The sequence below is a fragment of the Streptomyces sp. TRM68367 genome, from assembly GCF_014495685.1.
Classification (GTDB): Bacteria; Actinomycetota; Actinomycetes; order Streptomycetales; family Streptomycetaceae; genus Streptomyces.
Genome location: NZ_JACTVI010000273.1, coordinates 1 through 1,225 on the forward strand (window position 1 = coordinate 1; position 1,225 = coordinate 1,225).

Here is a 1,225-nt window from a genome sequence, read left to right on the forward strand (position 1 = left end):
CGCACGCTGTGGAACCTGCTGCACGCCTGGTGGCAGATGATGCCGAAGGACAAGCGCACGCTTGCGCACGCGGACGCCGCGATACGCCAGGCCCGCAAGGACATCGAATTCCTTGCCGTCCTGCCCGCCCAGGCCGCGCAGGCGGTGTTGAAGACGTACGTCCAGGCATGGAAGAACTGCTGGGACGGGCGGGCGGATACCCCGAACTTCAAGGGCCGCTTCCGGTCCGTCATGTCGGTGGACGTCCCACAAGGCAGGGACTTGAACATCAAGCGTGTGCACCGCCGCTGGGGCATGGTCAACCTGCCCAAGATCGGCCGAGTCCGGTTCCGCTGGACCAAAGACCTCCCTGTCGGCAAGCACGCCGACAACGACAACCGGATCACTGGCGCCCGGCTCGTCAAAGACGCGCTCGGCTGGCACATCGCCTTCCGCGTGATGACCCAGGAACCCACGCCCGAGCTCCACCGGGGGCCGGAAGTCGGTATCGATGTGGGCGTCACGGTCCCGCTCGCTCTCTCGGACGCAACCACGTTCGAGCATGGCGAGTGGCTGAACGAGAAGGAGAAGACCAAGCTCCTGCGGCTGGAGCAGCGCGCCGCCCAGCGCAAGCGGCACCGCAAGGCAGGCGAGCGCACGTCGCGCCGCCTGCACCGCACCTATGACCAGATCGCCCAGCTCAAAGCAAAAGCCAAGCGACGAGCCGCGGACTGGCAGCACCAGACGACCACCGCCATCGCCCGCACCTATGGCACGGTCGTGGTCGAAGCACTCACCATCACGAACATGGTCACGTCGGCTCGGGGCACCGTCGAAGAGCCGGGGAAGAACGTCGCCCAGAAAGCCGGGCTGAACCGCTCCATCGCCGCCGAGGCGTGGGGCCGCACGGTCACGATGCTGACGTACAAGACCGCCCGGCACGGCGGCACCCTGATCAAGGTCCCCGCCCCCGGCACCTCCCAGCGCTGCTCAGCCTGCGGTTTCACCACGCCCGGCAGCCGGGAGTCCCAGGCCGTGTTCGTGTGCAAGAACCCGGACTGCGGCTGGTCCGGCAACGCCGACCACAACGCAGCCCGGAACATCCTGCACCTGTACCGGATCGGCCTCGTGGCGATCCCGGCTGCTGGAAGAGCAGTCGTCAGGCGCGCTCGCCGCGTCAAGCCTCCCACCGCAAGGTAGGGCGGAATCTCCTTCCTGAGCTTGCGAAGGGAGGAGAGCACTTCAA

1 protein-coding gene is annotated in these 1,225 nt (G+C 67.2%); it reads left to right on the forward strand.

Annotated elements, in window-relative coordinates:
• The coding region (locus H8R17_RS45450; RefSeq protein WP_262506070.1) for a transposase at positions 1-1,179 on the forward strand (1,179 nt) is incomplete at its 5' end.
• Positions 1,180-1,225: the final 46 nt, after the last annotated feature.